Below are 26,699 nucleotides of genomic sequence, written 5' to 3' on the forward strand. Positions count from 1 at the left end.
CCCGTGAAGCCTTCACGGCTTCACGGGCGTTGCGCGGCAACCCGCGGACGGGCTTACTTCAGCCGCCCCGACAGAAACTGCCCGAGCCGCTCGCTCTTCGGATTGACGAGGATCTGCTGGGGATCGCCCTCTTCCTCGATCTTCCCCTGATGCAGGAAGATCACATGATTCGACACGTTGCGCGCGAATCCCATCTCGTGCGTGACGACGACCATCGTGCGGCCTTCCTCGGCGAGCTTCTGCATCACCTTCAGCACTTCGCCGACCAATTCCGGATCGAGGGCCGACGTCGGCTCGTCGAACAGCATCACTTCCGGCTCCATCGCGAGTGCGCGCGCAATCGCGACACGCTGCTGCTGGCCGCCCGACAGGTGCGACGGATACATGCCTTCGACGCGCGGCGCGAGGCCGACCTTCTCCAGATACTTGCGCGCCCGCGCGATCGCCTCGTCACGGCCGACGCCGAGCACGGCCATCGGCGCTTCGATCACGTTCTCGAGCACCGTCATGTGCGCCCACAGGTTGAAGTGCTGGAACACCATCGCGAGCTTCGTGCGCATCCGCTGCAGTTGCTTCTGGTCGGCCACGCGCAGCGAGCCGTTGCGATCGCGCGTGGTCTGGATCGGCTCGCTGCCGATCGTGATCTGCCCCGAGCACGGCTGCTCGAGGAAGTTGATGCAGCGCAGGAACGTGCTCTTGCCGGAGCCGCTCGAGCCGATGATGCTGATCACGTCGCCGGCCTTCGCCTTCATCGACACGCCCTTCAACACCTCGTTGTCGCCGAACTTCTTGTGCAGGTTGTCAACCGTAAGCTTGTACATGCTGGGTCCTTCGTTGCGGATCTTGTGAATGCATCAATGGCTGCGCGGCGCGAGGTACGCGAGCCAGCGCGTCTCGAGCTTGCGGAACGCCCAGATGAGCGCGAACACGACGACGGCATACAGCACGGCCGCGATGCCGTAGGCCTGGAACGACATGTAGGTAGCCGAATTGACGTCGCGCGTGACCTTCAGGATGTCGGGCACGGTCGCGGTGAACGCGAGCGTCGTCGCGTGCAGCATCAGGATCACTTCGTTGCTGTAGCTCGGCAGCGAGCGGCGCAGCGCGGACGGCAGGATGATCCGCGTATACAGCTTGAAGCGCGACATCCCGTAGGCCATCCCGGCCTCGATCTCGCCGGCCGACGTCGCCTTGATCGCGCCCGCGAAGATCTCCGTCGCATATGCGCATTCGTTCAGCACGAACGCGAGCAGCGTGCAGTTCATCGCATTGCGGAAGAACGTGTCGAGCAGCACGTGGTCGTGCACGACCTGCAGGCTGTAGATGCCCGTGTAGCACATCAGCAGCTGCACGTAGAGCGGCGTGCCGCGGAACACGTACGTATAGAGCCATACGGGCCCCGAGATCCAGCGGTTCGACGACGCCCGCGCGATCGCGAGCGGCACGGCGAGCGCGAAACCGAACGCGATCGACACGACCAGCAGCCACAGCGTGATCGCGAGGCCGCTGAAGCGGTAGCCGTCGGAATAGAGATAGCTTTGCCAGTACTGGCCAACGAGTTCGATCACAGTGCGAGCCTCCGGACGCCGACGGAATAACGCTTCTCGAGGTGATGCAGCACGACGTTGGACACCGTCGTGATCGCGAGGTAGATCGCACCCGCGGCCAGCGTGAAGAAGAAGAAATCGAGCGTGCTCTTGCCGGCGTCCTGCGACGCCTTCACGACGTCGGCGAGGCCGATGATCGACACGAGTGCGGTGGCCTTCACGAGCACCTGCCAGTTGTTGCCGATGCCCGGCAGCGCGAAGCGCATCATCTGCGGGAACAGGATCCGGTAAAACACGCGCCAGCCGCTCATCCCGTACGCGAAGCCGGCTTCGAGCTGGCCGCGCGGCACCGCGAGGAACGCGCCGCGGAACGTCTCGGTGAAGTACGCGCCGTAGATGAAGCCGAGCGTCACGACGCCGGCCACGAACGGATCGATGTCGATCTGGTCCCAGCCGAGCAGGTCGGTCGCGTCGTTCAGCAGGATCTGGATCCCGTAGAACAGCAGCAGCATCAGCACGAGATCGGGCACCGCGCGGATCAGCGTCGTATAGAACGTGCCGACCGCCTTGAGCCCGCGGTTGGCCGACAGTTTCGCGGCCGCGCCCGCGAGGCCCAGTATCAGCGACGCGGCGAGCGACAGCACCGCGAGCTTCACGGTCTCGACCGTGCCGGCCCACAGCAGCGGGCCAAATCCTTGGAAGATCATATGAGGGATCCAGAACGATGTGGCTGGATTGTCGATAGCCATTAACCGTGCATCAAATGAGTTCTGCGCACGACGTGATGCGGTCTGCTCATCAAGCCGGATGCCTGCCGCGAAGGGTGGGGCATCCGGCAACGCAGGCGACGCGCGCCGTACGGGCAGTCAGCCGCCGTAGACGTCGAACGCGAAGTACTTCTTCTCGAGCTTCTTGTACGTGCCGTCCTTGATGATGTCGGCGATCGCGCGATCGATCTTCGCCTTCAGATCGGCGTCGTCCTTGCGCAGGCCGATGCCCGCGCCGTTGCCGAGCGTCTTCGGATCGTCGAGATCCTTGCCGGCGAAGTCGAAGTTCGCGCCGCGCGGCGTCTTCAGGAAGCCGATGTCGGCCTGCACCGCATCCTGCAGCGCCGCGTCGAGGCGGCCCGACATCAGGTCCTGGTACACGCCGTCCTGGTTCTGGTAAGGCACGACCTGCACGCCCTTCGGCGCCCAGTACGCCTTCGCGTAGGTCTCCTGGATCGTGCCCTGCTCGACGCCGACCGACTTGCCCTTCAGCGATTCGGCCGTCGGCTGCAGGTTTGCGCCCTTCTTCGCGACGAGACGCGTCGGCGTGTTGAACAGCTTGTCGGAGAACGCGATCTGTTCGGCGCGCGCCGGCGTCATCGACATCGACGACAGCACGCCGTCGAACTTCTTCGCCTTCAGCGCCGGAATCATCCCGTCGAAGTCGTTCTCGATCCACACGCATTTCGCCTTCAGCCGGGCGCAGATCTCGTTGCCGAGATCGACGTCGAAGCCGACGACCTTGCCGCTTGCGTCCTTCGATTCGAACGGCGGATAGCTGGCGTCGACGCCGAAGCGGATCGTCGACCAATCCTTGGCGTGGGCACCGACCGCGAGGCAGGCGAGGGCAATACTGAGCGCGAGTTTCTTCATGGCGTTCCTGTCAGAGGCGAACTGGGGCGGATTCCGGCCGGCTGGCCGCCGTGAACCCTTGCAACCGGCAATCGCCTGTTTCGGCGACGCTCCAAGTTGTACATACAACTTTGCCTTTTCACGGATGAGGCCGGCAATCCGTGTTTATCTCTAATTGTCGGCGGATTAGGATCTCCGGCATGATTTTCCTTAATTTTCAATTAATTATTGATTACACCCGGCTGAAAGGCGGCTTTCTCGCGGCGTACGGAGGCGGCCGGACGGTGTGTGTCGGTTGTCTAGACTTCACCACCCGAACCGACATTTCCCCACCGACCTGTTGCCGCCCTGGCCGGCGTCCGCCGCCGCCGCGCGTGACACGCGTCACGCACTCCCCGCTTCCGTCGATTCGAATACGCGTTGCCGCACGGACACGCGCGACGGATCGCGTGGCAGCAAGGCAGCGGCCTCTGTCGAATACGGTCTTCGGGCTGAGCAGCGGCAATGAGGATCTTGGTGGCGGTCTGCATGCGCAGTTTCGCGTCGAAAGCGGCTTCAACCTGAAAAATGTAACGCAGTCCTATCGAAACACGATGTTCGGCGGCCGCGCGCATGCCGGCGATCGGCATCCGGCATCGGCTCCGACCGCAAGCAGCCCGCCGCAGGCCGGCCGCCCTGTGCAATCCCGCATGGACGCGCGCCGGCCGAACGGGGATCATTCGGGCATTCGGGCCAGCGCGCCCGCGAAACCGGTACACTCGGCGCCGGGCGCGCGCCGGATCGGCATCCGGCGGCGGCCCGCTGCCGACTCTGAAATCGCGATCCCATGACCACACCGATCTATCAGGAAATCAAGGACTTCATCCTCGCGCGCATTCATGCCGGCGAATGGGCCGAAGGCGACCAGGTGCCGTCGGAGAACGAGCTCGCGCGCGAATTCAACGTCGCGCGCATGACCGTCAACCGCGCGCTGCGCGAGCTGACGGCCGAACAGGTGCTCACGCGCACGCGCGGCTCCGGCACCTATGTCGCGTCGCCGAAATACGAATCGACGCTCGTCGCGATCCGCAGCATCTCCGACGAAGTCGCCGCGCGCGGCCACGGCTATCGCGCGCAGGTGCTGCAGGTCGGCGCGGCCGTCGCCGATGCGAAACTCGCCGACGAGCTGCAGCTCGACACCGGCAGCCCGATCTTCCATTCGCGCGTGCTGCATTTCGAGAACGACACGCCCGTGCAGCTCGAGGAACGTTGGGTCAATCCGGCCTGCGCGCCCGAATACGCGCTGCAGGACTTCACGACCACGACGCCGAACCAGTACCTGACGCGCGTCGCGCCGCTGCAGCGTGTCGAATACCGGATCGAGGCCGCGATGCCCGACGCCGAAACGCGCCGCCATCTGACGATGGACGATCGCGAGCCGTGCCTGCTGCTGCATCGGCGCACGTGGTCGCAGGGGATGGTCGCGTCGGTCGCGAATCTGTGGCATCCGGGCAGCCGCTACCGGTTCACCGGGCATTTCTGATGCCAGTGCGCGCGCTCACGTCGCGCGCGGTTGCCCCCAGCGTTCGATTGCACCGACGGCCCGCTTCAACCCGTCCTCTTGCGCGAGGCGCGCACCGAGTTGCGTCGCACGCGTCTTCGTCTCGCCCCGTTCGGCAAATGCGATCGCGCGCGCCAGCGCGGCGGCGTCCACGCGCCGCCCCGCGACCGGCGCAGCCGCGACACCGAGCCGTTGCAGCCGGTTCGCCCAGAAAAACTGATCGCCCGCGAACGGCACGACCACCGACGGAATGCCGGCCCGCGCGGCCGAATGCGTGGTGCCCGACCCGCCGTGATGAATCGCCATCGCGACGCGCGGGAACAGCCAGTCGTGCGGCGTGTCGCCGATCACGCGAACGTGCGCCGGCAGCAACGCCGCATCGACGCCGCTCCAGCCCGGATAGAACAGCGCGCGTCGGCCGGCCAGCGCCTGCGTCAGCGCCGCGGCCATCGCCGCACGATCGAAGCCGGCCATGCTGCCGAACCCGACGTACACAGGCGGTTCGCCCGCGTCGAGAAACGCCGACAGTTCCGGCGGCGGCGACCACGCACGCGCATCGATCCGCCACTGGCCGCATGCATGCACGTTCGCCGGCCAGTCCGCCGGGCCGGACAGCAGCGCCGGCGATACGCCATACAGCATCGGATGATCGGTCCACACGTGCTTGCGCGGCGGCAATCCGCATACGCTGGCGCGCGCGGCATTGGTCGACTTCCTGAATGCGTGCCACAGCAACGCATTCACGAGCCGATGGCTCGCGCGATTCAGCCAGCGCGGCAGCTTCCCCGGCGGCAGGAACGGCGACGCGAATTCGGCGGTCGGCGTGATCGGGATCATGCCCGTGCCGATCGCCGGTATGCGGCGATACTCGGCGACCGACAACCCGACGAACGACGCGAGCCCCGACACGAGAAGCGCGTCGCACCCGGCCGACGCGTCCGCGACTTCGCGCATCCATGCGGCCGTGTTCGCATTCGCGATCGCGGCGAGCGCCTTCGACGTATCGTTGAAGCCGCCGCGCCCGCGCACCGCATCGGCCAGCGCGCCGTCCGGCGCAATCGCGCGACGGATATCGCCGGACAGCGGCGCCGACGGCACGCCGAGCGCGGCGGCCGAGCCGAGCGTCGCCGCATCGGCCAGCAGCCGGACGTCATGACCGGCATCCAGCAGCGCGCGGCCCAGCGCCGCGAGCGGACGCGTGTCGCCTTCGGTGCCGTAGGTGGCGATGACGAGTTTCATGCGGAAGCTCCTCGTGCACGACGGAAAAGGTTGGATTCAAAAAAGTGCACGTCGTATACTAATGCAATCCGCACACTTTCAGTCAATCCCCTGCCATGACGATTCCGACCGACGATCCGGGCCGCCGCGCACGCAAACGCATCCAGATGCTCGCGCATCTCGCCGCGACCGGCGCGCGCCTGTTCGATGCGCACGGCTACGACGCCGTCACGATGGAGCAGATCGCCGCGCAGGCCGATGTCGCGAAGCGCACGCTGTACAACCACTTTCCGACGAAGGAAGCCGTGCTCGCGCACTGGCTCGAAGGCGAACTCGCACGCGATCTCGCGCATCTGCAGCACGACGTCGCGCGGCGCAAGACCTTCGCGTCGCGCATCGGCTGCGTGCTCGACGCGTCGGCCGAATGGTGCGAGGGACATCCGGCGTACCTGCTCGCATACCTTCGGCACCGCTTCCTGAGCATCGGCGCAGCCGAACCGGAGCGTGCGGGAGAGCACGGCAGCGATATCGCATCGGTGTGGCAGCAACTGATCGTCGCCGGGCAGCAGGCCGGCGAACTGAACCGCACGCTGCGGGCCGATCAGCTCGCAACCTGGTTCCATCATCTGTATCTCGCCGCCATGCTGCGCTGGCTGACCGTGCCGGGGCTGTCGCTGAAACGGGAGTTTCAGTCGGTCGCGAAGCTGTTCATCGAAGGCGCGGAAGCGAAAAGCTGACGCATCGCGTTCACGCCACGCATTCGGGAACGGTATCGGGCATGGCGGCGGCCAGATGGATCGCATGCCGCACCGCCGGACGACACGCCGTATCGTGCGAATGTGTGCCCCCGCATCGGCATTTTTACGACGCTCGCACGCATCGCATGCGAAATTTCCCGCGCAGCAGTATGCTGATGCCGTACGGCTGCGCACTGTGCATCGGGCAAACCCCAACGTATGCATGCGATCGCGCCGCCGTCGCGACCGCAATCATGCGTTGCAAGGAGGGTTGTGATGGCTACCACGCATCAGCACTTCCACCTCGAACTACGGCACGCCACCGCGCCGACCTACATCGTCAGTTACCTGTTCCCTGCGTTGCTGTTCGTCTACGAACTGCTGCGCGTCGGCCAGTGGATCCGCGATCACGGGATGCAATTCGTCGCGTTCAAGCAGATGGGCTACGAGTATCTGCTGATGCTGCTGTTCGTCGGGCTGCAGATCGTCGTCGAGGCGATCTTCCTGCTCGGCGCCGCGATGCGCAAGGATCATCGCGATTTCGAGCACCGCTTGCCGAACGTGATCCTCGGCATCGGCTGCTCGATCGCGCTGCTGGCGATCGATCTCGCGATCCAGCTTTCGTTCTGACGGCCGGCGGGCGCACACCCGCCGGGAATGGCGAGCGCGCTCAGGCGGGCGCGTCGCGCAGGAACGTCGCGACGGCGGCCAGCACGTCGTCGGTTCGCTCGCGGTGCGGCATGTGTCCGCAGCGGGCGAGCAACAGGAACGACGACGGCCCGGCGACGCGCGCGGCGATCCGCTTCGGATGCACGTCGGACCCGTATTCGTCGTCTTCGCCGTGAATCGCGAGCGTCGCGCACTGCACGCGCGGCAAGTCGTCGTCGAGCGTCCAGTCGCGGAACGCCGGCGACAGCCACGTGTCGACCCACGCGCGCAGCACCCATTCGGCCTTGTCGCCGTGATAACGCGCGAGCCGGTCGAGCTGCCCCGGCTCGTCGAACTGCCGCCCCGCGTCGCGAATGCCGGCCAGCGTGCGATCCTCGACGAATGCCTGCGCAGCGACCGTCACGAGCGCGCGGCAACGCGCCGGATACGCGGCCGCACAACCGACCGCCATCCCGCCGCCGACGCTGTGGCCGAATGCGACGAACGCATCGACGCCGAACCGTTCCAGTACCGCAGCGAATGCACGGTCGGCCTCGTCGCGCACGAACGCCGTGTCGAGCTTGCCCGGATGGCGATCGGAACGGCCGAAACCGAGGCGATCGTAGGCGATCACGTCGCGCTGCGTGACGCGCGCGAGCTGGGCGGGAAAGTCGCGCCACAAGTCGACGCAGCCGAGCGAATCGTGCAGCAGCACGATCGGCTCAGCCGTGTGCCGCGCGGGAGCCGAAGCCGCGCGCCAGCGTTTCGCAAAGAGATGCCCTTGTGGCATCTCGACGGTTGTCTCCTCGGTCACGATATCGGTCATGTGTCGATCGTCTGCATGAAAGCGGCCGCCCGCCGGCGGCCGCATCGAATCCGGCCATGGTGGCCTGCCGGCGCGCACCGCGTCAAGCAAGCCCCTGCCACCCACGCGCTCATTCGGGCTGCGGCGGCAGATACTCCATCTGCGCTTCGTCGTACAACCGGTAGATCAGCGCCTGCATCGCGCGGATGTCCTCGGATTCATCGAGCGCGCGCATGCTCATGATGATCGGCGACACGAGGTTCGGATCGTCGAGCGGCTTGTAGCTGATGTCGTCGCGCTTCAGCCCGTACACGCTATGCGGCACGACCGACACACCCTCGCCCATCGCGACGAGGCCGAGCGCGATCTGCAATTCGCGCGTTTCGTAGATTCTGCGCGGTTGCAGCGCGCGATCGTGGAAGGCCGCGAGCACCTGGTCCGCATAGCTCGGGCGCGGCGCCTTCGGAAAGATGATCAGCGTGTCGTTCACGAGATCGTGCAACGACAGCACGGGCTTCGCGCTGTCGAGCACGTGGCCGACCGGCAGCGCGACGATCATCCGTTCCTCGCGCAGCACGACGCGCCGCACGCTCGGATCCTCGTGGCGGATGCGCCCGAACCCGACGTCGATGCGCCCTTCCTTCAGCGCCTTGATCTGGTCCATCGTCGACATCTCGTGCAGGCTCAGCTCGACGGCCGGATATTCGCTGCGAAACCGCCGGATGATCTTCGGCAGCATCCCGTACAGCGTCGAGCCGACGAAGCCGACCGACATGCTGCGCTCGATCTTGCCGACCCGCTTCGTCATCGATTCGAGTTCGGTGGTCTGCGCGAGCAGTTGCACCGCGTGCGAATAGAAGAAGCGCCCCGCGTCGGTCAGCTTCAGCGGCCGCGCGTTGCGCTCGAACAGCGATACGCCGAGCGCTTCCTCGAGCTGCTGGATCTGCCGGCTCAGCGGCGGTTGCGCGATATGCAGCCGTTCCGCCGCCCGCGTGAAATTCCGCTCTTCGGCCACCGCGACGAAGTAGCGGAGGTGTCTCAACTCCATGTTCGATGCCTCCCGGCGAGCGATCCGGCGCCCAACCCCGGCCGGATGATGTCGCCACGATACCGCAGGCAGGGCCGATCGCCACGCGCGCCGCCCAAAGCAAAACGGGAAGCCTGCGCGCTTCCCGTCGTTTCATCGCCGCCTTGCGGCGGCGGCGCGACCGCGCATCACACCTCGGTCGCGTACAGCGCGTCGCGCTGCTCGTGGCTCAGCGAGTCGAGCGGCACGTCGGGCAGTCGATAGCAGATCATCGTGCCGTACAGCTCGGCCAGGCAGTTGCTGCCGGCGTCGAGCGCGTAGCCGTCCTCGCCGTCCGGCGCCGGCGGGTACACTTCGCGCCACGCGTTGATCGCGGCTTCGATTCGCACGATGGAAACGGGTCCGGCCTTCCGCTCGGCGGGTGATGCACTCATGAATTCCTCTGGGTTGCGCGCTCCGCGGGCCGTGCCGGCCCGGATGGAGCGATGAAAACGCCGGGTCGCTCGCCGGCCGCCGCGCCGCGCGCGCCGGATGCCGATCCGCGCCGCGCCTGTCGCGCCGGCCGGGCCGCGGCCCGGTAGGATCGGGCAATATAACCGGCTTTGACCCCGTGCAGGCAAAAGCCGGGCAAAAAAAACGGGAAGCGCGCGGCTTCCCGTTTCGTCGTCCGTCGCACGGCCGCTGCCGCGCCGGTGCGTCAGCCCGCGGTTTCGCGGTTCGCCACCGGCTGCCGCTGCGCGCCGCGATTCGCGGCGACCCACGGCGCGATCTCCATGTCCTCGTAGCGCACGAACCGGCTCTTCTTCAAGAACCGGTAGCCGAGCCACACGACGACGAACAGCGGAATGCCGACGTAGGTCGCGGCCACGCCGGCCCAGTCGATCCGGTTCGCGAGGAACGCCTGGTAATCCTGGCCGAGCGCGATCACGAGGCACAGCACGAACGCGAACAGCGGGCCGAACGGAAACCACTTCGACTGGTACGGCAACTGGTCGAGCGCATAACCCTGCTTCACGTAACCCTTGCGGAAGCGGTAGTGGCTGACCGCGATGCCGAGCCACGCGATGAAGCCCGTCATCCCCGACGTGTTCAGCAGCCACAGGTAGACGGTCTTGTCGCCGTACAGCGACGTGAAGAAGCACAGCGCGCCGACGGCGGTGGTCGCATATAGCGCATTGCGCGGCACGCCGCCCGGCGACAGCTTCGCGAACACCTTCGGCGCGCGGCCTTCGGTGGCGAGGTTGTAGAGCATCCGCGTCGACGCGTACATGCCCGAGTTGCCGGCCGACAGCACCGCCGTCAGGATCACCGCGTTCATCACGCCGGCCGCGAACGCGAGGCCCGCGTGGCGGAACACGAGCGTAAACGGGCTCACGCCGATGTCGGTCACGTCCGTCTTCAGCAGGTTCGGGTCGGTATACGGAATCAGCACGCCGATCACGAAGATCGCGAGCACGTAGAACAGCAGGATCCGCCAGAACACCTGGCGCACCGCGCGCGGAATCGTCGTGCGCGGGTTTTCCGATTCGCCGGCCGCGACGCCGATCAGTTCGGTGCCCTGAAACGAGAAGCCCGCGATCATCGCGACACCCATCAGCGCCGGCAAGCCGCCCGCGAACGGCGCGTCGCCGATCGTCAGGTTGCCCCAGCCGTTGGCCGGCGCGCCCTTCAGAATGCCGAAGATCATCAGCAGGCCGACGCCGATGAACGCGACCACGGTGACGACCTTGATCAGCGCGAACCAGTACTCGGCTTCGCCGAAACCGCGCACGGTGAGCGCATTGAGCAGGAACATCACGGCGAGGAACGCCGCGCTCCACCATACGCCCGGCACGTCCGGAAACCAGTAGTGCATCACGAGCTGCGCGGCGACGAGCTCCACCGCGATCGTCACCGCCCAGTTGTACCAGTAGTTCCAGCCGAGCGCGAAGCCGAAGCCTTCGTCCACGTATTTCGCGCCGTAGGTCGCGAACGAGCCCGACACCGGCATGAACGCGGCCATCTCGCCGAGGCTCGTCATCAGGAAGTAGACCATCAGGCCGATCAGCATGTACGCGACCATCGCGCCGCCGGGGCCGGCCTGCGAGATCGAGGCGCCGGACGCGACGAACAGGCCCGTGCCGATCGAGCCGCCGATGGCGATCATCGTCAGGTGGCGCGCCTTCAGCGCGCGATGAAGCTTGGGTGGGTTCGCGGGCGAACCGGATGGGTCGGAATTCGGAATGGCGGACATAAACGAGACGAACGTTGAGCGGGCCGGCATCCGTGGCCGGCGCATGCGGAATCGGAGCGCGGTGCGCGTCCTGCGATGCATTCGATGCGGCCCCGATACGCGTTGCGCGGCGGGCGCCTGCGGCGAAGCGCGGATTCTACCTGATTCGACAGGCGGACAGCCAAGGTCGCCCCGAGCGCCGCCACGCCGGAGATTTCGCGGAATCGACGGGTTGGCCGCTTCGGCCGCCGCATGCCGTCGCCCAAAAACCGATTACGTCCGGGTCATTCGATTTTTCATTTCTCGTCGGCGGCACCCGATCCTGTCCCGATCCGCCAAATACCGCGTCAATACGCAAAATCGACCGATCGACGCGCCATTAATCAGACGAAAAAGCCGATACTGGTCATTGATTCAAATCAAATTGCCCGCGCACAAAGCGGTAATGATGCGTAACCGTTTCGAATCGCCGTCTTCGCATGCATGTTTTGCATGTGCCCACGAAATTCAGGAATTCGCGGGATAATGACGATTAATTCGAAATAATCAGCGTACGGAATCGCCAACCACGCGAGTACCCGCCGCCCGCCACCCCCGAGGATGAAGTCATTCCCGCTGCCCGCCACGCTGCGCCGCCATACCGCGTCGATCGTGGCACGCATTCTGTCGCCCCGCGGCGTGCTCGTGGCGGGTATCGTCCTGCTGATGTTCAGTTGGGGACTTTCCACGTCGCTCTTGATCGAGGCACGGCGCGACGCGTATGACCATGCGGTCGAAAATGCGCGCAACCTGATGCTGCTGATCGAACGCGATATTGCGCGCAATATCGAACTCTACGATTTGTCGCTGCAAAACGTCGTCGACGGCGTGGCCGATCCGGAATTGACGACATTGCCGCCGCGCCAACGCCACCGGCTGCTGTTCGACCGCGCGGCGACCGGCGCCTATCTCGGCTCGATTTTCGTGATGGATGCGCACGGCAATATCGCGATCGATTCCAGTGCATCGCCCGCACGGCAAGGCAATTTCGCCGACCGCGACTATTTCACCGTGCATCGCGACCGGCTCGTCCCCGGCCTCTACATCAGCCGGCCGTATGCGTCGCGGCTGCGCGGCGGCGCGCTGACGATCGCGCTGAGCCGCCGGATCACCCGGCCCGACGGCAGGTTCGGCGGCGTCGTCGTCGGCACGCTCAGCATCGACTACTTCCGCGCGCTGCTCGACGGCCTCGCGGTCGGCCGGCACGGCAGCGCGGCGATCGTCGAGGACAACGGCACGCTCGTGTCGCGCCTGCCGTACGACACGCGGGTGGTCGGCCTCGATCTGCACGACTCGCCGCTGTTCATCGACGCGCAGCGCAGCCGCAACGGCGAGCTGGCCGGCGTCGGCGCCATCGACGGCGTACGGCGCATCTATGTGTACAAGCATCTCGCCGGGCTTCCGCTGATCGTCGACGTCGCGCCCGCCGAGATCGACATCTACGCGTCGTGGTACCACCGCGCGATCTGGACCGTCGTGCTGATGGGCCTGTTCACGGCGTTCATCGCGTGGGGCTCGCTCGCGCTGTCGCGCGAGCTGAAGCGCCGGCAGGAGGCCGAATCGAAGCTGTACCGGCTCGCGCACACCGATTCGCTGACAGGCCTCGACAACCGCGGCACGTTCGACACGGTACTCGCGAAGGAGGCGCAGCGCGCGTCGCGCAGCGGCCGCCCGTTGTCCGTACTGTTCGTCGACGTCGATCACTTCAAGGCGTTCAACGACTACTACGGCCACCCGGCCGGCGACGACGTGCTGCGCCAGGTCGCGCAGTCGCTGTCGCGCTGCCTGCGCCGCGACGGCGATCACGTCGCGCGCTACGGCGGCGAGGAATTCGTCGTCACGCTGCCCGACACCGACGCGCCGGGCGCGGCGACCGTCGCGGAAGGCATCCGGCGCGCGATCGCGGGGCTCGACATCGAACACGTGAAAAGTCCGTACGGGCGCGTCACGGCCAGCATCGGCACGGCCACCGCCGCCGACGGCCGGATGAACGCCGCGACGCTGCTGCGGCGCGCCGACGAAGCGCTGTACCGCGCGAAGTCAGGCGGCCGCAACCGCGTGCTGGACGCGCAGTCGAGCGCGGCCGACGCGTGACGCGCCGCGATGCGCCTTGATGCGCCTCGATACGACCAGCCGCGTGATCCGATGCGGCCGCCTGCCGCCCCGCCCGGCGGCCGCGCCGTGGACAGCCCGCGCGCGTTCGGCTAGCGTTACGTCAGCTGCGCATGCGGCGCGGCGCCGGCCCGCGCGAGCCGCCGTGCGCATTCCGGCCACCCTCAGCTCCGCCATGACCGCCCCGCTCCCCACCCGCCTGCCACCGCTCGTGCGCCACGCGCTTCGCCCGCTGCTCGACCCGTATCGCCGCTACCGGCATGCGAAGCTGATCCATGCGGCGCGCGTCGCGCTCGCGATTCTCGTGTCGATCGCGCTGTCCACCGGGTTGAACGTGCCGCATGGCGAATGGTCGACGATCACCGTGCTGATCGTCGTCGGCGGGCTGCAGCACCACGGCAATATCCGCAAGAAGGCGGCCGAGCGCGCGCTCGGCACATCGATCGGCGCACTGGCGGGGCTCGGGCTGATCCTCCTCTACTCGTTCCTGCACGCGCCGTTCGCGATCTACCTGCTGATGGCCGTCGGGTGCGGCGTCTGCGCGTATCACGCGATCGGCAAGGCCGGCTACATCGCGCTGCTGTCGGCGATCACGATGGTGATCGTCGCCGGGCACGGCGACAACGAGATCGTCGACGGCCTGTGGCGCGCGGTGAACGTGCTGGCCGGCATCGCGATCGCGCTCGCGTTCTCGTTCGCGCTGCCGCTCTACGCGACCTATTCGTGGCGCTACAAGCTCGCCGACGCGCTGCGCGCGTGCGCGGCCGTGCATGCGCGGCTCGCGGGCGACCGCCACGTGAGCGACGACGCGCACCTGAAGGAAATGGCCGCGCTGAGCGCGCTGCTCGTGCAGTTGCGCTCGCTGATGCCGTCGGTGGCGAAGGAATGCGAGACGTCGATGGCGCAACTCGAGGCGATCCAGCGCAGCCTGCGCCTGTGCATCGGCTATCTGGAGATCCTGTCGAGCGCGCTGCCGGCCCACGACGACGCGGCGGCCCGCGAATACATGCGCGTCGAGATGAAGACGGTGAACCGGCGCATCCGCGACACGCTGGTCGGCGCGAGCCGCGCGCTCAAGTTCGGCACGCCGAGCCGGCTCGCGCCGCGCCGCCGGCCGGCCGACGCGCCGCACGACGCGGTGCCGCCGCAGTTGTCCGGCTACGTGTCGATCACGGCCAAGCTGGCCGGCGAAGTCGACCAGTTGCGGGAGCGGCTGCTCGATACCGCGCGGTCGTGGAATATCTGAAGCCCCGGTTTTACACGCCAGCCTTTCATATGCCTTTCATTGCGGCAAGGCGACGCGCTGGCAACCGCGCCCCGGCTCGACGGCCGATCCGGCCCTGGAAATCCGGCCGGCCCCTGGCTCGTCCGCACGTGTTTCGGCGGCGCGACGACGCCGTTCCGCAGGCGGTTCTCCAGCCGGTTAACCGCCCGTCAGGCCCGCCGCGACGGGCGCGACGACGGTGCCGCACCAAAATCAACCCTTGCCCCATCTTCCCGGACAGCCGATACTCGCATATTCCGCGAAATACGATCCCACCGGCTTCAATCCACGGTAATTCCTATGAGCACGATTCTCGAAAGCCTCCCGACCGGCCAGAAGGTCGGTATCGCCTTCTCCGGCGGCCTGGACACCAGCGCCGCGCTGCACTGGATGAAACTGAAGGGCGCCGTCCCGTACGCATACACGGCGAACCTCGGCCAGCCCGACGAAGACGATTACGACGCGATCCCGAAACGCGCGATCGAATACGGCGCAGCCGGCGCCCGCCTGATCGACTGCCGCGCGCAGCTCGTCGCCGAAGGCATCGCGGCGCTGCAAAGCGGCGCGTTCCACATCACGACCGCCGGCGTCACGTACTTCAACACGACGCCGATCGGCCGCGCCGTGACGGGCACGATGCTCGTCGCCGCGATGAAGGAAGACGGCGTCAACATCTGGGGCGACGGCAGCACGTACAAGGGCAACGACATCGAGCGCTTCTACCGCTACGGCCTGCTCGTGAACCCGGATCTGAAGATCTACAAGCCGTGGCTCGACCAGACGTTCATCGACGAGCTCGGCGGCCGCGCCGAAATGTCCGAATTCATGAACCAGGCCGGCTTCGCGTACAAGATGTCGGCCGAGAAGGCGTATTCGACCGATTCGAACCTGCTCGGCGCGACGCACGAGGCGAAGGATCTGGAAAGCCTCGAAAGCGGCATCAAGATCGTGAACCCGATCATGGGCGTCGCGTTCTGGCGCGACGACGTGAAGATCGCCGCCGAGGAAGTGACGGTGCGCTTCGAAGCCGGCCAGCCGGTCGCGCTGAACGGCGTCGAGTTCAAGGATCAGGTCGAGCTGCTGCTCGAGGCGAACCGCATCGGCGGCCGCCACGGCCTCGGCATGAGCGACCAGATCGAGAACCGCATCATCGAGGCGAAGAGCCGCGGCATCTACGAAGCTCCGGGCCTCGCGCTGCTGTACATCGCGTACGAGCGTCTCGTCACCGGCATCCACAACGAAGACACGATCGAGCAGTACCGCGAAAACGGCCGCCGCCTCGGCCGCCTGCTGTACCAGGGCCGCTGGTTCGACCCGCAGGCGATCATGCTGCGCGAAACCGCGCAACGCTGGGTCGCACGCGCGATCACCGGCGAAGTGAAGATCGAACTGCGCCGCGGCAACGACTACTCGATCCTGAGCACGAAGTCGCCGAACCTCACGTATCAGCCGGAGCGCCTGTCGATGGAGAAGGTTGCGTCGACGTTCTCGCCGCGCGACCGGATCGGCCAGCTGACGATGCGCAACCTCGACATCACCGATACGCGCGACAAGCTGCGCGTGTATTCGCAAGTCGGGCTGCTGACGCCGGGCGAAGCGTCGGCACTGCCGCAGATCAAGGGCGACGGCGACAAGTAAGTCGCTTCGTTCGACGCCGTGCCGCATCGCTTGCATGCGGCACGGTCGGGCAGGCTGCACGTGTGGCGCCTCATTACGCATGCAGCCTGCCGCCTCCCCCGCCTTTCCCCTTCCTTCCGCATTCGCATCCCGCCGCGTGACGCATCGCCGGCACTGCATCGCCGCGCCGGTCATGGCAAGCTGTCGGCTCGGGAGCGGGATCGGATGGCCAGTACATTCCGCCTCGCAACCGCTTGACGGCTTGCCGGCCCCATACCGCCGTCAGGCCACCGCTACCAGCCCGCCATAACGGTCGCACGCAGCGACGACTGCCTGCGCCGGCCGCCACCCCACTGCCCCCGCCGCCGCTAGCCCCGTGTGTTCCTTCACGGCCTGCACGAAACGCTCCGCAATCCAGTCGACGAACGCGCGCACGCCGGGCGATACATGCGGGCGCTTCACGTAGACGGCCGACACGGCGAGCGCATCGGGCTGCCAGCCGGGCAGCACCTCCCGCAATCGCCCGGCCTCGATCAGCGGCTGCGCGGCCACGCGCGTCGGCTGGATCAGCCCGAGGCCGTGCACGCCGCAGGCGAGATACGCCTGCTCGTCGTCCACGCCGACGATGCCGTCGAGCCGCACCTTGCGCACGGCGTCGTCCACCGCGAACTCGAGCTCGGCCGGACGGTGGCCGCACACGTGCGACGCGCCCACCGCGCGATGCGCGCCCAGCTCGTCGGGCGTGCGCGGCACGCCGAAGCGGTCGAGATACGCGGGGCTCGCGCACGTCACACGCTCGAGCGCGCCGAGCCGGCGCGCGACGAGCGACGAATCGGGCAGCGCACCGAGCCGGATGCTGCAGTCGATCGCGTCGCCGATGCGATCGACCGCGCGCCCGGCCACGGCGAGCATCAGTTCGAGATCGGGATGCCGTGCGTTGAATTCGCCGAGCGCCGGCAACACGATCGCGCCCGCCACCGACGCCGGCAACTCGACGCGCAGCGGCCCGCTCGGACGCAGTGCGGCACCGCGGATGCTGGCTTCGAGCTCGTCGACGTCCGCCGTGATGCTGACGCAGCGCCGGTAGTACGCGTCGCCTTCGGGCGTCGCCCGCAACGCGCGCGTCGTGCGCACCAGCAACGGCATGCCGAGCGCCGCTTCGAGCTCCTGCACGGTGCGCGTCGCGGTGGCGCGCGAAATGCCGAGCGCCTGCGCCGCGCGCGTAAAGCTGTTCATTTCGACGATGCGCGTGAAGATGCGCATCGCGCGGATCGGATTGTCCACCCAACACCTCTGCGTGGTTGCGATATGCCGCAGCGCGCGTTCGCGCACTGCGCCTGCGTGCCGATGTCGACGCAAGCCGCGCGGTTCGCGCCGCCGTCGCGTCAGGCGTTCGCCGCCGCGATGCTGCGCGCCGGTTCGGCGAGCAGCCGTTGCGCGAGCGCCAGCGCGTCGTCGCGGCTCGCCGCCGCATTCAGCGGATACCCCCAGACCTTCTCGAAGGCACCCGAAAAAGCATTGAGCGCCACGCGCCGCGCCGCGTTGGGCTCGATCGCGATCATCCCGGGGATCCATTCGCGCGACAGCGCGCGGTTGGCCTTGCTCCATTTCGCGAGCTGCTTGCGTATCTCGTGATCGTTGTCGGCGCGATCGTCGCCGGACGGCGCATCGTCGGTCAGAAGAACGAAGCGTTCGCGGCGCGCGAGCAGCGCGTCGAGTTCGGCAATCAGGCGGGCGGGATCGGTCGGTGGCGAGCCGCTGTAACGCAGCCAGACAAACGGGAATTCAGTCGTGACGATTTGCATGTCGGCCTCCAGATGAGAACGATTCTCATTCTATGGAGCGGGACCTCATGCGTCATTTCTCATCCCGGCCAACTGCTTTTTCAATCCGGCCAAACGTGCGCGGGCGCGCAGTCCGGCCGTTCAGCGCTGCCGGTCGGTCAGGAATTGCATCGGCGACTTGCCGGTCGCCTTGCGGAACATCGTGACGAAGCTGCTCGCGCTCTCGTAGCCGAGATCGATCGCGATCTGATGCACGCGGCGGCCGGTCGTCAGCATCCGCAGCGACAGCGCGACGTGCAGCCGCCGGCGCCAGTCGCCGAGGCTCATCCCGAGTTCCTTCGTCGCGAGGCGCGTGAGGCTGCGCTCGCTGATGCCCGCGCGCCGGGCGAGTTCGGGCAGCGGCGACTTGTCGGCCGGATCGTCGAGCAGGTGGTCGATCAGCTTGCGCAGCCGGCGATCGGCCGGCATCGGCAGGTACAAGTCCTCGACCGGCGCCGCGACGAGTTCGTCGAGCAGCGTCGCCACCAGCCGCCCTTGCGGCCCGTCGACGTCGTACAGGTTCGGGAAGCTGGCCGCCTTCAGCAGCAGCTCGCGCAACAACGGCGACATGGCCAGCGTGCAGCAGCGCGTGGGCAGGTCGAGCGCCGCGTCGGGTTCGACCAGGACCGCGTAGAAGGTCGCGCCGGCCGAGCCGCGCGCCGCATGCGGGACGTCGCCCGGAATCCAGACCGTGCATTGCGGCGGCGCGCTCCACACGCCGCCGTCGATCTCGCAATAGACGACGCCGCTCAGCGTGTAGAGCAGTTGGGCCTGACGATGGCTGTGCCGCTCCAGCCGCCATTCGGGCTCGACGACCGAGCCGCCGAACACCACGAGCGGACGCGGCACGTGATAGACGTCGGCGTCCGCGGCGGGATCGGTAATCGGTGGAAGGTCGCGCATGGAACGACGGGCTGTGGAAAAGGCCGGACGCCGACGCGTCCTTTCGTGCTTATACCAGAAAGGCGCCGGCGCAGCCGTGCCGTTCGACGAGGCGTCTGCGGCCGCGCGACGAACCGAATACAATGCGGCGATCCCCCGTCGCTGCGCCAACCTGCCGGAGCCGCCATGTTCGACCTGACCACGCTGACCACCTTCACGGCCGTCGTCCTGGGCCTGTTCCTGATTCCCGGCCCCGCCGTGCTGCTCGTGCTGAGCCGCACCGTGCAGGGCGGGCGCAAGACCGGCATCCTGACCGGCCTCGGCGTCGCGAGCGGCGACTTCGTGCATACGCTGTTCGCGGCCGTCGGGCTGTCCGCGCTGCTGATGACGTCGGCGCTCGCGTTCAACGTCGTGAAGCTGGCCGGCGCAGCGTACCTGATCTATCTCGGCGTGCGCGCGCTGCTGGAGAAAGCTGCCGATCCGTCGCTGCCGCAAGTATCGCCGGTCACGCCGCTCAAGGCGTACCTGCAGGCGATTCCCGCCGAAGTGCTGAATCCGAAGACGGCGCTGTTCTTTCTCGCGTTCATGCCGCAGTTCGTGCATCCGGAACGCGGCTCGACGTTCGTGCAATTCGCGGTGCTCGGGCTGATCTTCGTCGTGCTCAGCTCGCTCTATACGACGCTGATCGCGTGCTCGATCCGCCCGCTCGGCCGCATCGTGAAGCGGCTCACGTGGCTCACGCGCTGGCAGGGCAAGATCATCGGTTCGATCTTCATCGCGCTCGGGCTGCGCGTGGCCGTGCAGCAGCGCTGATGCGCGCGGCCGCATGACGCGCGCCGGCGCGGACCTGCTCTACACCGACCCGCGCCTCGTCGCGGTATACGACCTGTTCAACGCCGGCGATCGGGACTTCGCGTTCTACGCCGCCGAGATCGGCGCCGCCCCGCAACGCATCCTCGATCTCGGCTGCGGCACCGGCACGTTCGCACGACGGCTGGCGGCAGCCGGGCATGACGTCGTCGCGATCGATCCCGCTTCGGCGATGATCGATTACGCGCGACGCCAGCCGGGCGCCGATGCCGTCCGTTGGTTCGCGTGCGCGCTCGACGGCCTGCCGCCCGGTGCGCCGTTCGATGCGGTCGTGATGACCGGACACGCGTTCCAGTGCCTGCTGACCGACGACGACATCGACGCGACGCTGCGCGGCGTGCGGCGCGTACTTGCCGACGGTGGCCGCTTCCTGTTCGAGACCCGCAACCCGCGCACCGAACCGTGGCGGGCATGGACGCCCGCGCAGTCGGCGCGCAGCGTCGAATCGCACGCATTCGGCATCGTCGATCTCCATCACGCGGTGCGGGCGATCGACGGCGCGATCGTGACGTTCGATACGCACTACCGCTTCCGTCGCGACGATACGGTGCTGACGAATACGAGCCGGCTGCGTTGCATCGCGCACGCCGAATTGGAGGCGCGCGTGGCGGCGGCCGGTTTCGCGTCGGCCGACTGGTGCGGCGACTGGGACCACGCTCCGTTCGACGAAGCGACCAGCGCGGAGATCATCGCGATCTGCCGCGCGTGAGCGCGGGTGCGTCGATTGCGCCGGCCGGCGGTGGGCAGCGTGTTCACCGCATACGCATCCCGGATCGTGCGGCGCGACGTCCGACGCGGCGCGGCTGCCAGTCGACGAAACGAACGGCGCGGTGCCTGCCGGCATCGCGCCGCTTGCGCGTCGATCGGCTACGTGCGTGCTCGCGCACCGTTTCGTCACATCGTTCCTCCCCATTGCAGCGGTATACTGGATGCCGTTCGCGCCACTGCACTCGACCTGCACCGCTTGCTGACGATGCGCTTGCAGTCCGGCATCATCCGCCCGCCTCCCTCCCAGTCGATCCGAACCGCCATGTCGCCCCGTTTTTCGCTCGCCGTCGCCGCCCTCCTCGCCGCTTCCCCGATCGTCACGCACGCCCGTCCGCTGTCGCGGCCGCCGGTCGAACGCGAGTTCAAGAGCTGGTCGGTCGTCTGCGACAACGGCAATCGCTGTATCGCGGAAAGTCACGCCGACGATATCGACGATGCACGCGCCGGCCTGATCCTGCGCGTGACGCGCGACGCCGGCCCGGACGCGCAACCGTCGCTCGACCTTTACGCATCGGCGCCGATCGACTTGCGCACGGCCCGCGTCGACGGCCGACCGTTCGATGCGATGCCGGCGCAATGGCATACGTTCGGCGACAAGACCGACGACGAAGCCCGCCCGTTCCGGATCCGGACCAACGATCCGGCCACGGTGGCCGCGTGGCTGGCCGCAGCGCGTAATGCCCAATTGCTGAGCCTCGGCGATCCGGCATCGGCGCCCACCGCGCGTACGCCGTTGTCGGGATTGAATGCCGCGTTGCTGCTGATCGACGATACGCAGGGCCGCGTCGGCACGGTCACGGCGCTGTCGCGCCCCGGCGCCCGGCCTGCGTCGTCGGTACCGGCCGCGCCCGCGTTGCCGCCCGCGGTCACGCCCGCGCCGCCGGCCGACTCGACCCTGTCGAGCGCCGAACAGCGGCCGCTCGTCGACGCGGTGCTCGCGAAATTCGGCGCCGACGTGAAGCAATGTGCAGCCGAGGTCGAAGACGAAATGTCGGCGAGCGACCGCAGGAAAGCGTCGCGCGCCGTCGCGATCTCGTCCGACGAGGCGCTCGTCGCGATCCCGTGCCAGACCAGCAGCCTGTATAACCACACCGACCTGTGGTATCGCGTGCGCCGCACCGCGCCGTACATGCCGGCCGCGATGAATTTCGGCGAGAACGCGAGCGCGGGCCTCGATTCGGCGTCGTTCGCGAACGAGCTGACCGACGCCAGTTACGATTCCGCCCGCGCGACGCTGTCGAGCACGGTCAGATTGCGCAGCGCCGGCGATTGCGGCTCGACCGCATCGTGGGTCTTCGACGGCCGGCGCTTCGTGCTCGACGGCCTCGCAACGCACAGCACCTGCAACGGCCTGTTCGAGGCTCGGTGGCCGCGCCTGTATCGCCGGGCCGACGCTGCCGGCAGCCCGCACTGACGCGTCACGTCACGCGGCACCGACGATCGAGATCGAGAATCCGTCCCAGCCCTTCTGCCCGACCGTCTGCACGGCGGTCGTCATGAGTGCGGGCTCGGCCGCGAGGCGCGCGAACCCGTCGCGCACGCCGACCACGTCCGGCTCGCGATTGCCCGGATCGGCGACGCGCCCGTTTCGCACGACGTTGTCGACGACGATCACCGTGCCGGGCCGCGACAGCTTCAGCGCCGCGTCGAGATAAACGGCGTTGTTGTCCTTGTCCGCATCGATGAAGACGAAATCGAACGGCGCCTCACCGGCTTCGACGAGCCGCGCCAGGCTGTCCTTCGCACTGCCGACCACCACCGACACGACCGCCGCCAAGCCGGCGCGCGCGATGTTCTGCGTCGCGACCTTCGCGTGTGCCGGGTTCAGCTCGAGCGTCACGAGCGAGCCGCCCGGCGGCAACGCGCGCGCCAGCCAGATCGTGCTGTAGCCGCCGAGCGTGCCGACTTCGAGAATCCGCCGCGCGCCGCGGATCGTCGCGAGCAGCTGCAACAGCTTGCCCTGATTCGGCGCGACGTTGATCGCGGGCAGCCCGGCCGCGTCGCTCGCCGCCAGCGCGGCATCGAGCGCAGCGTCGGACGGCACGAGCGTCGCCGACAAATACGCATCCACCTGGTTCCATCGATCCTGATCCATCGCGCACCTCTCGTCTGCGGAAAAAACATTCTATGCGCCGCGCCCGATAAGCAACACACCATTCGTTCTAAGGGCAGCCGCGCACGTGCTCCTATAATCGCCGGACGGCAGGACCCTCGATCTTCACAACAACAAACGGAGCACCCATGACCGATCAGGCCAATTCGAACTGGCGCCTCGAAACCATCGCCGTGCACGGCGGTTATCGTCCCGACCCGACCACGCGCGCGGTCGCCGTCCCGATCTACCAGACCGTTGCGTACGCATTCGACGACACGCAGCACGGCGCCGACCTGTTCGACCTGAAGGTCCAGGGCAACATCTACACGCGGATCATGAACCCGACGACGGACGTGCTCGAGCAGCGGATCGCCGCGCTCGAGGGAGGCATCGGCGCCCTCGCGCTCGCATCGGGGCAAGCCGCCGTCACGTATGCGATCCAGACGATCGCCGAAGCCGGCGACAACATCGTGTCCGCGAGTTCGCTGTACGGCGGCACCTACAACCTGTTCGCACATACGCTGCCGCAATACGGGATCGCCACGCGCTTCTCCGATCCGCGCGACCCCGCTTCGTTCGCACCGCTGATCGATGCGCGCACGAAGGCGATCTTCGCGGAATCGGTCGGCAACCCGCTCGGCAACGTCACCGACATCGCCGCGCTCGCGGAGGTCGCGCATCGCCACGGCATCCCGTTGATCGTCGACAACACGGTGCCGTCGCCATACCTGCTGCGCCCGTTCGAACACGGCGCGGACATCGTCGTGCACTCGCTGACGAAATATCTCGGCGGGCACGGCACGAGCCTCGGCGGCGCGATCGTCGATTCGGGCAAGTTCCCGTGGGCCGAGCACGCGGACCGCTTCAAGCGGCTCAACGAGCCGGACGTCAGCTATCACGGCGTCGTCTATACCGATGCGTTCGGGCCGGCAGCCTATATCGGCCGCGCCCGCGTGGTGCCGCTGCGCAACATGGGGGCGGCGATCTCGCCGTTCAATGCGTTCCAGATCCTGCAGGGGATCGAGACGCTCGCGCTGCGCGTCGAGCGGATCAGCGACAACGCGCTGAGGATCGCGCAGCACCTCGCGCGCCACGAGCACGTCGAATGGGTGAACTACGCGGGCCTGCCCGATCACCCCGACCATCCGCTCGTCGCGCGCTACCTGTCGGGCCGTGCGCCGGGCATCCTGACGTTCGGCGTGAAGGGCGGACGCGACGGCGGCGCGAAGTTCCAGGATGCGCTGAAGCTGTTCACGCGGCTCGTCAACATCGGCGATACGAAGTCGCTCGCGACGCACCCGGCATCGACCACGCACCGTCAACTGTCGCCGGCCGAACTCGCGAAGGCCGGCGTGAAGGAAGAAACGGTGCGGCTGTCGATCGGCATCGAGCATATCGACGACCTGCTCGCCGATCTCGACCAGGCGCTCGCGCAGCTTTGACCGGAACGGGCGGGCCGGATTGCCGGTGCGCCCCGCATCAAACCGCTTGACCCTGGAGCGGCTTCAAGGTGTTCAATCTCCGGTTGATGCCGGAGCGACGCCCGGCGCGTACGATTGTGCCACGCAGCCTCCGCTGCGACACGCCAACCGCCGAGAGGCCTCATGACACCGACCGCGAAGCTTGCGCTGCTCACGTTACCGCCCGTGCTGGCGGCCTGTCTCGGCGCCCTCGCGGCCGCGTGGCGCGCGCCCGGCCCGAAAACGTCGAGCGTGATCCAGCATTTCACCGGCGGCATCGTGTTCGCGGCCGCCGCGCTCGAACTGCTGCCGCAAGACCGTGCGCATGCGCTGTTTCCGGTCGTCGTCGGCTTCGTGCTCGGGATCGCGCTGATGCTGGCGATTCGCGCGCTGTCGGGTGCGATCGAGACGCGCTTCGAGGACGCGCGCTTGCCCGTGAGCCTGATCGTCGTCACGGCGATCGACCTCGTCGTCGACGGCCTGGTGCTCGGCATCGCCTTTTCCGCGAGCGACGCAAGCGGCATCATCCTGACCGTCGCGCTGACGCTCGAGGTACTGTTCCTCGCGCTGTCGGTCAGCGCGGCGCTGGCCGCGGCCGGCACCGGCCGCACGCCGTCGATCGTCGTGCCGGTCGCGCTCGCGGCGCTGCTGAGCCTCGCGGCCGTTGCAGGCAATGCGGCGTTCGCGGGACTGCCGGCGAATATCTATGCGGCGCTTCTGGGGCTGGGCACCGTCGCGCTGTTGTACCTCGTCGTCGAAGAACTGCTGGTCGAAGCGCACGAGGTACCCGAAACGCCGTTCGCGACGGCCTCGTTCTTCATCGGCTTCATCGCGTTCTTCCTGATCGAGGGATCCGTGAAGGCCGGGTAGGCCGCGCGCGACGGCGTGACGGTGTGACGGCTACCACGTCGTCGCGCCGGTCGGCCAGGTATCGACGATGCGCGTGCCGTTGACCGGCGTGACACCCTCGCTGCGCAGCGCGGTCCACAGGTCGATCGCATGTTCGCGCGATTTTCGGGTGCCGTCGTCGGTCAGCACGTTCAACGCGATCACTTCGTCGCGTGTCGTCAGTTGCAATTGCTCCTTCAGCTTGCGCGACTGATGCGACATGGTACGGACGTCGCCGAGCACGATCCGTTTCGCCGCGACGGTCGACGCGTCGCCGGCATCGGCCGGCACGAACGTCAGCCAGCCAGCGGCGACTTCGCATTGTCCGCGCGCGAACGTCGCGGTCCACGCGCCAGCCGGCACGGCCGCCAACTCGCAGCGCATCCGCTCGCTCGCGCGGCGACCGACGTCGTGCGCCGGCGCGTGCGACAGCGCACGTTCCGGCCAGCCTGCCGCCATCGCGGCCGTCGACATCAGGTACGCGGCCAGCACGATCCCTTTCGCGACATTGCGCATCGCACTCTCCTTTCCGTGCATGAACGATCAAAGCCCCGCGAAGCGGTTGTCGTGCGCATCGACCAGCGGCGACTTCTCGCCGCGATGAACGGCCGTGCGATGAATCTCCCGATTGCGAGCGACGGCGGCCGGGCTCGCCGGATAGTCGTGAGTCGGGCTCGGGATCACGCCGTCGTGACGCGCGCGCACCAGCTCCTGAATCACGTCCTGACGGCGCTTCGGCTGCGCGGCCACGGCCTGCGAGAAGGCCACGATCGACAGTGCGGCAACGGTGACGGCGATCGTCGGGCGTGGAATGTTCATCTGGATAGCTCCTTATTGGAATGCCGTGACGGGAGCGCTCACTTTGATCCTGCGGCGGTGCGGATTCGTGATCGCTTCATGACGGTTTCGTCACCGTTCCGCCACGCGCGCCACGTGACGAAAATTTCATGTTCCGATCAGGTTCGCGATGGGCCGCGCCGCTACGATCGGAACGGTAGCGGGCCCTGCCCGTTCCCATCCACGCAGCGGGTCGCTGCCGTACGGCACGATCGCGCATTAGGCCCGGGCTCGTCGAGTGCCGGGCCGTTTTTTACGCGTGTCCGACGATTCACCGCGCGGATTGGCGCTGCGGGTACAGGCATGGATGCGTTTTCACATACAGGTTCGGATTGCCGCAGCGGTGCCCCGCATAGTCGATCTGCTCGCCAGTCATCGTGCCGGCCGGCACCGGCTTGCGCGTGGCGGCCGGCGCAGTTGCCGTGGTACTGGAGCGTGTCGACGATGCGCAGCCCGCGAACGACGGAACGATCAGGACTGCGATCAAGGCGAGACGAATGGCGGGACGGTGCAATTTTCGATCCGGAATGAAGGCTTGAACGGCGCCGCCCGCTATCGGTACTGCAGTGGCGACCGGCACGAACGCCGCCGGCTCGGTCGGCCAACGGCAGACTTCATGTTCCGCTTCCCGCTCATCGCACCGATGACGCGAACATGACGGTTGCGTCATGTCGAACGAGTCCGCACGGCG

General features: G+C 67.4%; 28 protein-coding genes. 12 read left to right on the plus strand and 16 right to left on the minus strand.

All coding sequences use genetic code 11. The features are described 5' to 3' along the window. Nucleotides 1–53: 53 nt before the first annotated feature. The 4 genes from WT24_RS27760 to WT24_RS27775 form a co-directional block, all read right to left on the minus strand. Nucleotides 54–821 (minus strand): ABC transporter ATP-binding protein, encoded by a 768-nt coding sequence (locus WT24_RS27760; protein ID WP_059504123.1) that lies wholly within the window; start codon nucleotides 819–821, stop codon nucleotides 54–56. Nucleotides 822–854: 33 nt separating this feature from the next. Then, nucleotides 855–1,568: an ABC transporter permease gene (locus WT24_RS27765; RefSeq protein ID WP_060036429.1), complete on the minus strand. Its 714-nt coding sequence runs from the start codon at nucleotides 1,566–1,568 to the stop codon at nucleotides 855–857. Then, nucleotides 1,565–2,254: an ABC transporter permease gene (locus WT24_RS27770; RefSeq protein ID WP_059504127.1), complete on the minus strand. Its 690-nt coding sequence runs from the start codon at nucleotides 2,252–2,254 to the stop codon at nucleotides 1,565–1,567. Before WT24_RS27770 ends, WT24_RS27765 begins: the two co-directional genes overlap by 4 nt. A 159-nt stretch (nucleotides 2,255–2,413) precedes the next feature. Further along, nucleotides 2,414–3,187 carry an ABC transporter substrate-binding protein gene (locus WT24_RS27775; protein WP_060036430.1) on the minus strand — a complete coding sequence of 258 codons (774 nt, stop codon included), beginning with the start codon at nucleotides 3,185–3,187 and terminating at the stop codon, nucleotides 2,414–2,416. A 179-nt stretch (nucleotides 3,188–3,366) separates the two neighbouring features. Between WT24_RS27775 and WT24_RS35860 the strand changes: the two genes are divergently transcribed. After that, a complete protein-coding gene (locus WT24_RS35860) occupies nucleotides 3,367–3,996 on the plus strand; it encodes a hypothetical protein (RefSeq protein ID WP_373557246.1) in 630 nt (209 codons plus the stop codon). Next, nucleotides 3,993–4,688 carry a histidine utilization repressor gene (hutC, locus tag WT24_RS27780; protein ID WP_034205366.1) on the plus strand — a complete coding sequence of 232 codons (696 nt, stop codon included), beginning with the start codon at nucleotides 3,993–3,995 and terminating at the stop codon, nucleotides 4,686–4,688. Before WT24_RS35860 ends, hutC begins: the two co-directional genes overlap by 4 nt. 15 nt (nucleotides 4,689–4,703) lie before the next feature. On the opposite strand, the gene WT24_RS27785 is transcribed toward hutC, so the two are convergent. Continuing rightward, the gene (locus tag WT24_RS27785) at nucleotides 4,704–5,945 is read right to left on the minus strand and encodes a glycosyltransferase (protein WP_060036431.1); all 1,242 of its coding nucleotides are present in this window, start codon (nucleotides 5,943–5,945) and stop codon (nucleotides 4,704–4,706) included. Nucleotides 5,946–6,040: 95 nt separating this feature from the next. Between WT24_RS27785 and WT24_RS27790 the strand changes: the two genes are divergently transcribed. Further along, nucleotides 6,041–6,661, plus strand: coding sequence for a TetR/AcrR family transcriptional regulator (locus WT24_RS27790; protein WP_060036432.1), 621 nt, complete (start codon nucleotides 6,041–6,043; stop codon nucleotides 6,659–6,661). Between the two features lie 276 nt (nucleotides 6,662–6,937). Then, nucleotides 6,938–7,291 (plus strand): hypothetical protein, encoded by a 354-nt coding sequence (locus tag WT24_RS27795; protein ID WP_059504137.1) that lies wholly within the window; start codon nucleotides 6,938–6,940, stop codon nucleotides 7,289–7,291. Nucleotides 7,292–7,331: 40 nt separating this feature from the next. Here the strand turns inward: WT24_RS27795 and WT24_RS27800 are convergent, their stop codons facing one another. From WT24_RS27800 to WT24_RS27815, 4 genes are all read right to left on the minus strand, one after another. Further along, the gene (locus WT24_RS27800; protein ID WP_060036433.1) at nucleotides 7,332–8,135 is read right to left on the minus strand and encodes an alpha/beta fold hydrolase; all 804 of its coding nucleotides are present in this window, start codon (nucleotides 8,133–8,135) and stop codon (nucleotides 7,332–7,334) included. A gap of 109 nt (nucleotides 8,136–8,244) precedes the next feature. After that, nucleotides 8,245–9,162: a LysR family transcriptional regulator gene (locus tag WT24_RS27805; RefSeq protein WP_059504142.1), complete on the minus strand. Its 918-nt coding sequence runs from the start codon at nucleotides 9,160–9,162 to the stop codon at nucleotides 8,245–8,247. Nucleotides 9,163–9,329: 167 nt separating this feature from the next. Continuing rightward, a complete protein-coding gene (locus WT24_RS27810) occupies nucleotides 9,330–9,575 on the minus strand; it encodes a DUF3717 domain-containing protein (RefSeq protein ID WP_034205373.1) in 246 nt (81 codons plus the stop codon). A 263-nt stretch (nucleotides 9,576–9,838) separates the two neighbouring features. Next, nucleotides 9,839–11,374, minus strand: coding sequence for an amino acid permease (locus tag WT24_RS27815; protein ID WP_060036434.1), 1,536 nt, complete (start codon nucleotides 11,372–11,374; stop codon nucleotides 9,839–9,841). A 579-nt stretch (nucleotides 11,375–11,953) separates the two neighbouring features. Between WT24_RS27815 and WT24_RS27820 the strand changes: the two genes are divergently transcribed. The 3 genes from WT24_RS27820 (at nucleotide 11,954) to argG (ending at nucleotide 16,406) form a co-directional block, all read left to right on the plus strand. After that, nucleotides 11,954–13,486: a sensor domain-containing diguanylate cyclase gene (locus WT24_RS27820; protein ID WP_060036435.1), complete on the plus strand. Its 1,533-nt coding sequence runs from the start codon at nucleotides 11,954–11,956 to the stop codon at nucleotides 13,484–13,486. A 193-nt stretch (nucleotides 13,487–13,679) separates the two neighbouring features. Further along, nucleotides 13,680–14,750, plus strand: a complete 1,071-nt coding sequence (locus WT24_RS27825) for an FUSC family protein (RefSeq protein WP_059504148.1) — start codon at nucleotides 13,680–13,682, stop codon at nucleotides 14,748–14,750. A gap of 318 nt (nucleotides 14,751–15,068) precedes the next feature. Beyond that, entirely contained in the window at nucleotides 15,069–16,406 is a 1,338-nt protein-coding gene (gene argG / locus WT24_RS27830) for an argininosuccinate synthase (RefSeq protein WP_006496064.1), read from the plus strand. Nucleotides 16,407–16,667: 261 nt separating this feature from the next. On the opposite strand, the gene WT24_RS27835 is transcribed toward argG, so the two are convergent. The 3 genes from WT24_RS27835 to WT24_RS27845 form a co-directional block, all read right to left on the minus strand. After that, the gene (locus WT24_RS27835; protein WP_060036436.1) at nucleotides 16,668–17,669 is read right to left on the minus strand and encodes a LysR family transcriptional regulator; all 1,002 of its coding nucleotides are present in this window, start codon (nucleotides 17,667–17,669) and stop codon (nucleotides 16,668–16,670) included. Between the two features lie 101 nt (nucleotides 17,670–17,770). Beyond that, the gene (locus WT24_RS27840) at nucleotides 17,771–18,190 is read right to left on the minus strand and encodes a hypothetical protein (protein ID WP_059504152.1); all 420 of its coding nucleotides are present in this window, start codon (nucleotides 18,188–18,190) and stop codon (nucleotides 17,771–17,773) included. A gap of 120 nt (nucleotides 18,191–18,310) precedes the next feature. Next, nucleotides 18,311–19,111, minus strand: coding sequence for a helix-turn-helix domain-containing protein (locus WT24_RS27845; protein ID WP_060036437.1), 801 nt, complete (start codon nucleotides 19,109–19,111; stop codon nucleotides 18,311–18,313). 165 nt (nucleotides 19,112–19,276) lie between these two features. Between WT24_RS27845 and WT24_RS27850 the strand changes: the two genes are divergently transcribed. From WT24_RS27850 to WT24_RS27860, 3 genes are all read left to right on the plus strand, one after another. Then, nucleotides 19,277–19,903 carry a LysE family translocator gene (locus WT24_RS27850; RefSeq protein ID WP_059504156.1) on the plus strand — a complete coding sequence of 209 codons (627 nt, stop codon included), beginning with the start codon at nucleotides 19,277–19,279 and terminating at the stop codon, nucleotides 19,901–19,903. 13 nt (nucleotides 19,904–19,916) lie between these two features. After that, complete coding sequence (locus WT24_RS27855; protein WP_060036438.1) at nucleotides 19,917–20,669, plus strand: bifunctional 2-polyprenyl-6-hydroxyphenol methylase/3-demethylubiquinol 3-O-methyltransferase UbiG; 753 nt, start codon at nucleotides 19,917–19,919, stop codon at nucleotides 20,667–20,669. Between the two features lie 321 nt (nucleotides 20,670–20,990). After that, nucleotides 20,991–22,142 (plus strand): DUF1176 domain-containing protein, encoded by a 1,152-nt coding sequence (locus tag WT24_RS27860; RefSeq protein WP_060036439.1) that lies wholly within the window; start codon nucleotides 20,991–20,993, stop codon nucleotides 22,140–22,142. Nucleotides 22,143–22,151: 9 nt separating this feature from the next. Here WT24_RS27860 and WT24_RS27865 read toward each other — a convergent pair whose 3' ends face one another. Next, nucleotides 22,152–22,823, minus strand: coding sequence for an O-methyltransferase (locus WT24_RS27865; protein ID WP_059504163.1), 672 nt, complete (start codon nucleotides 22,821–22,823; stop codon nucleotides 22,152–22,154). A gap of 146 nt (nucleotides 22,824–22,969) precedes the next feature. Here WT24_RS27865 and WT24_RS27870 point away from each other — a divergent pair, with 146 nt between their 5' ends. Together WT24_RS27870 and WT24_RS27875 are read left to right on the plus strand one after the other, a co-directional pair. Further along, complete coding sequence (locus tag WT24_RS27870; RefSeq protein WP_060036440.1) at nucleotides 22,970–24,265, plus strand: O-acetylhomoserine aminocarboxypropyltransferase/cysteine synthase family protein; 1,296 nt, start codon at nucleotides 22,970–22,972, stop codon at nucleotides 24,263–24,265. A gap of 162 nt (nucleotides 24,266–24,427) precedes the next feature. Beyond that, nucleotides 24,428–25,153 (plus strand): hypothetical protein, encoded by a 726-nt coding sequence (locus WT24_RS27875; protein ID WP_060036441.1) that lies wholly within the window; start codon nucleotides 24,428–24,430, stop codon nucleotides 25,151–25,153. Nucleotides 25,154–25,183: 30 nt separating this feature from the next. Here WT24_RS27875 and WT24_RS27880 read toward each other — a convergent pair whose 3' ends face one another. From WT24_RS27880 to WT24_RS27890, 3 genes are all read right to left on the minus strand, one after another. After that, entirely contained in the window at nucleotides 25,184–25,687 is a 504-nt protein-coding gene (locus WT24_RS27880) for a hypothetical protein (protein ID WP_060036442.1), read from the minus strand. 27 nt (nucleotides 25,688–25,714) lie between these two features. Continuing rightward, nucleotides 25,715–25,990: a DUF4148 domain-containing protein gene (locus WT24_RS27885; protein WP_060036443.1), complete on the minus strand. Its 276-nt coding sequence runs from the start codon at nucleotides 25,988–25,990 to the stop codon at nucleotides 25,715–25,717. A gap of 289 nt (nucleotides 25,991–26,279) precedes the next feature. Beyond that, nucleotides 26,280–26,678, minus strand: coding sequence for a hypothetical protein (locus WT24_RS27890; RefSeq protein WP_257127571.1), 399 nt, complete (start codon nucleotides 26,676–26,678; stop codon nucleotides 26,280–26,282). Between the last annotated feature and the right edge of the window lie 21 nt (nucleotides 26,679–26,699).

This window comes from Burkholderia sp. MSMB1078WGS (genome assembly GCF_001528895.1).
Classification (GTDB): domain Bacteria; phylum Pseudomonadota; class Gammaproteobacteria; order Burkholderiales; family Burkholderiaceae; genus Burkholderia.